General features: G+C 56.2%; 3 rRNA genes. All 3 read right to left on the bottom strand.

The annotated features are described in order from the left end of the window. Nucleotides 1-115: ribosomal RNA gene (rrf, locus tag WMR31_RS22060) — 5S ribosomal RNA — on the bottom strand; the annotation flags it as partial. Between the two features lie 127 nt (nucleotides 116-242). Then, nucleotides 243-3401, bottom strand: a 23S ribosomal RNA gene (locus tag WMR31_RS22055). 399 nt (nucleotides 3402-3800) lie between these two features. Next, nucleotides 3801-5339 (bottom strand): 16S ribosomal RNA (locus tag WMR31_RS22050). Between the last annotated feature and the right edge of the window lie 152 nt (nucleotides 5340-5491).

Raw genomic sequence — 5491 nt, 5'->3', positions numbered from 1 at the left:
CCGGCGGCGTCCTACTCTCCCACAACCTCGCGGTTGCAGTACCATCGGCGCTGGCAGGCTTAACTTCCGGGTTCGGTATGGGACCGGGTGTTTCCCTGTCGCTATGGCCGCCGTAACTCTATGAACCCACACCCCCCAATGGCGGTTCGCCCCTTGGGTCGGGTGGGTTGGTATGTGTGTTGTTGTGGTGGACGCGAGACACGCATGACGGTTGTCTGTGTGTGGTTGGTTGAGGGTTTGTGTATGGCAAGCCCTCGGCCTATTAGTACCGGTCGGCTGGGCATTACTGCTGTACACCTCCGGCCTATCAACCCAATAGTCTGTTGGGGGCCTTAACCCCTCATAGGGGGTGGGAAACCTTATCTTGAAACGTGCTTCCCGCTTAGATGCATTCAGCGGTTATCACTTCCGAACGTAGCCAACCAGCCGTGCCCCTGGCGGGACAACTGGCACACCAGAGGTTCGTCCATCCCGGTCCTCTCGTACTAGGGACAGCCTTTCTCAAGTTTCCAACGCGCGCGGCGGATAGGGACCGAACTGTCTCACGACGTTCTAAACCCAGCTCGCGTGCCGCTTTAATGGGCGAACAGCCCAACCCTTGGGACCTACTCCAGCCCCAGGATGCGACGAGCCGACATCGAGGTGCCAAACCATCCCGTCGATATGGACTCTTGGGGAAGATCAGCCTGTTATCCCCGGGGTACCTTTTATCCGTTGAGCGACCACGCTTCCACATGCCGTGGCCGGATCACTAGTTCCGACTTTCGTCCCTGCTCGACATGTCTGTCTCACAGTCAAGCTCCCTTGTGCACTTACACTCGCCACCTGATTGCCAACCAGGCTGAGGGAACCTTTGAGCGCCTCCGTTACATTTTAGGAGGCAACCGCCCCAGTTAAACTACCCATCAGGCACTGTCCCTGATCCAGATCATGGACCTAGGTTAGACATCTAGTACGACCAGAGTGGTATTTCAACGATGACTCCACCCACACTGGCGTGTGGACTTCACAGTCTCCCACCTATCCTACACAAGCCGAACCAAACACCAATACCAAACTATAGTAAAGGTCCCGGGGTCTTTCCGTCCTGCCGCGCGTAACGAGCATCTTTACTCGTAGTGCAATTTCGCCGAGTCCATGGTTGAGACAGCGCCCAAGTCGTTACTCCATTCGTGCAGGTCGGAACTTACCCGACAAGGAATTTCGCTACCTTAGGATGGTTATAGTTACCACCGCCGTTTACTGGGGCTTAAATTCTCCGCTTCAACCCACAAGTGGGTCTAACAGGTCCTCTTAACCTTCCAGCACCGGGCAGGAGTCAGTCCGTATACATCGTCTTACAACTTCGCACGGACCTGTGTTTTTAGTAAACAGTCGCTTGGGCCTGGTCTCTGCGACCCTCACCGCTACCCGCGCAAGGCGGTACACGGATCAGGTCCCCCTTCTCCCGAAGTTACGGGGGCATTTTGCCGAGTTCCTTAACCATGGTTCACTCGATCGCCTTGGTATTCTCTACCTGATCACCTGAGTCGGTTTGGGGTACGGGCGGCGCATAGCTCGCTAGAGGTTTTTCTCGACAGCATAGGATCACCCACTTCGCCCATCAGGGCTCGGCATCACATCTCAGACTCGACATCAAAGCCAGCGGCCCGGATTTACCTAGACCACGTCCTACATGCTTACCCCGGGACAACCATCGCCCGGGTTGGGCTACCTTCCTGCGTCACCCCATCGCTTGACTACTACCGGATCGGATCCCACGCTCCACCACAACGCCAACCCGTCGAAACGGGCCAGTCAAAGTGGCTTCGGATGGTTAGCATCACCGGGCTCATCATGGGCGCTACTTTGCCGGTACGGGAATATCAACCCGTTGTCCATCGACTACGCCTGTCGGCCTCGCCTTAGGTCCCGACTTACCCAGGGCAGATTAGCTTGACCCTGGAACCCTTGATCATTCGGCGCACGGGTTTCTCACCCGTGATTCGCTACTCATGCCTGCATTCTCACTCGTGTCGCATCCACCCCTGGATCACTCCGGAACTTCACTCGCGACACGACGCTCCCCTACCCACCCACGCACTCGACCACCCAGTGGCCAAGATCCCCACTCAAGGGGCACGTGAATGCCATAGCTTCGGCGGATGACTTGAGCCCCGCTACATTGTCGGCGCGGAATCACTTGACCAGTGAGCTATTACGCACTCTTTCAAGGATGGCTGCTTCCAAGCCAACCTCCTGGTTGTCACTGCGACTCCACATCCTTTTCCACTTAGTCACCGCTTAGGGGCCTTAGCTGATGGTCTGGGCTGTTTCCCTCTCGACTACGGAGCTTATCCCCCGCAGTCTCACTGCTGCGCTCTCACTTACCGGCATTCGGAGTTTGGCTAACGTCAGTAACCTGGTCGGGCCCATCGGCTATCCAGTGCTCTACCTCCGGCAAGAAACACACAACGCTGCACCTAAATGCATTTCGGGGAGAACCAGCTATCACGGAGTTTGATTGGCCTTTCACCCCTATCCACAGGTCATCCCCTCAGTTTTCAACCTAAGTGGGTTCGGTCCTCCACGCGGTCTTACCCGCGCTTCAACCTGCCCATGGATAGATCACTCCGCTTCGGGTCTTGATCATGCTACTCAAACGCCCTCTTCGGACTCGCTTTCGCTACGGCTACCCCACACGGGTTAACCTCGCAACACAACGCAAACTCGCAGGCTCATTCTTCAAAAGGCACGCCATCACCCCCACACCCACCACGGCTGGCAGGCGGCTGGGCTCTGACGGATTGTAGGCACACGGTTTCAGGTACTATTTCACTCCCCGCCAGGGGTACTTTTCACCTTTCCCTCACGGTACTTGTCCGCTATCGGTCATCAAGAAGTATTTAGGCTTAACGGGTGGTCCCGCCAGATTCACACACCATTTCAGGAGTGGCGTGTTACTTGGGAAACACTACAGACAGACCTGCATTTACGACTACGGGGCTATCACCCTCTACGGCGCCGCTTTCCAACGGACTTCAACTTCACACAGATTTTCTTACTGTCACGTCCACCGGCAGATGAACACGAATGCTCCCACAACCCCCATCACGCAACCCCTGCCGGGTATCACACGCAATAGGTTTAGCCTCATCCGATTTCGCTCGCCACTACTCTCGGAATCACTTTTGTTTTCTCTTCCTATGGGTACTGAGATGTTTCACTTCCCCACGTTCCCTCCACACACCCTATTTCATTCAGGTGCAGGTGACTGGACATGACTCCAGCCGGGTTTCCCCATTCGGACACCCCCGGATCACAGCTCGGTTGCCAACTCCCCAGGGCTTATCGCAGGCTCCAACGTCCTTCATCGGCTCTTGATGCCAAGGCATCCACCATGTGCCCTTCAACGCTTGCCAAATACACAAACACTCAACAAACAACACAAAGACACACTACATAAAACAACAACCCACAACCCCACACCCCACAACAGGGCAGGCGATCGCGGGCCGATGCTCGCGTCCACTATCAACAAAACAAACACCAAGAAACCAACCAGCCATACCACCCCACAGGGCAGCTGGGCCTGATGTCTCAGGGCCCAACAGTGTGTCACACCCACCACCCCCACGGGACACCAACCACGTTCCACACCCACACCACAACAGATGCAAGTAGTACTAGCGCCGGCACCCACACGAGTGACAAGCATTCATCGACGGTTCCACTAGAAAGCACCACCAAAGTGCCGCCGACACCCCCACCCCAGAAAACCCAGGACAGATCGGCCGACGCGCGCGATGCATGCTCCTTAGAAAGGAGGTGATCCAGCCGCACCTTCCGGTACGGCTACCTTGTTACGACTTCGTCCCAATCGCCAGCCCCACCTTCGACAGCTCCCCCCACACAAGGTGGTTAGGCCACTGGCTTCGGGTGTTGCCGACTTTCGTGACGTGACGGGCGGTGTGTACAAGGCCCGGGAACGTATTCACCGCAGCGTTGCTGATCTGCGATTACTAGCGACTCCGACTTCATGGGGTCGAGTTGCAGACCCCAATCCGAACTGAGACCGGCTTTTTGGGATTCGCTCCCCCTCACGGGATCGCAGCCCTTTGTACCGGCCATTGTAGCATGCGTGAAGCCCTGGACATAAGGGGCATGATGACTTGACGTCATCCCCACCTTCCTCCGAGTTGACCCCGGCAGTCTCCTATGAGTCCCCACCACCCCGAAGAGCGTGCTGGCAACATAGGACGAGGGTTGCGCTCGTTGCGGGACTTAACCCAACATCTCACGACACGAGCTGACGACAGCCATGCACCACCTGTACACCCCCAAAAGAAGCCCCATCTCTGGAGCGGCAGGGTGTATGTCAAACCCAGGTAAGGTTCTTCGCGTTGCATCGAATTAATCCGCATGCTCCGCCGCTTGTGCGGGCCCCCGTCAATTCCTTTGAGTTTTAGCCTTGCGGCCGTACTCCCCAGGCGGGGCGCTTAATGCGTTAGCTGCGGCACGGAACCCATGGAATAGGCCCCACACCTAGCGCCCAACGTTTACGGTGTGGACTACCAGGGTATCTAATCCTGTTCGCTCCCCACACTTTCGCTCCTCAGCGTCAGAACATTCCCAGAGAACCGCCTTCGCCACCGGTGTTCCTCCTGATATCTGCGCATTTCACCGCTACACCAGGAATTCCGTTCTCCCCTGAATGCCTCAAGTCTGCCCGTATCGAAAGCAAGCACTCGGTTAAGCCCAGTGTTTTCACTCCCGACGCGACAAACCGCCTACGAGCCCTTTACGCCCAATAATTCCGGACAACGCTCGCACCCTACGTATTACCGCGGCTGCTGGCACGTAGTTGGCCGGTGCTTCTTCTCCACCTACCGTCACCACACAAAAAGCATGGCTTCGTCAATGATGAAAGAGGTTTACAACCCGAAGGCCGTCATCCCTCACGCGGCGTTGCTGGATCAGGCTTCCGCCCATTGTCCAATATTCCCCACTGCTGCCTCCCGTAGGAGTCTGGGCCGTGTCTCAGTCCCAGTGTGGCCGGTCACCCTCTCAGGCCGGCTACCCGTCGAAGCCTTGGTAGGCCATTACCCCACCAACAAGCTGATAGGCCGCGAGCACATCCCCCACCCACAAAAGTTTCCACACACATCTCATGCAAGAGTGCGTCGTATCCGGTATTAGACACCCTTTCGAGTGCTTATCCCAGAGTGAAGGGCAGATTACTCACGTGTTACTCACCCGTTCGCCGCTCGTGTACCCCCGAAAGGGCCTTACCGCTCGACTTGCATGTGTTAAGCACGCCGCCAGCGTTCGTCCTGAGCCAGGATCAAACTCTCCGTAGAAACCTCTACAAACAATACAATCCCAACAAACGACACTAGCAATAAAGCCAGAATCATCGTCGCAAAAAACAACCCAAACCTCACGAAAAGATCAGGGCATACAAACTAATCCGTCGACTATGACACACTGTTGAGTTCTCAAACATCAGACG

Source organism: Nocardioides epinepheli, from assembly GCF_037936805.1.
Taxonomy (GTDB): Bacteria; Actinomycetota; Actinomycetes; order Propionibacteriales; family Nocardioidaceae; genus Nocardioides.
Note: the sequence above shows the minus strand (reverse complement) of the source record. Positions and strands in the feature narration are given on the sequence as shown.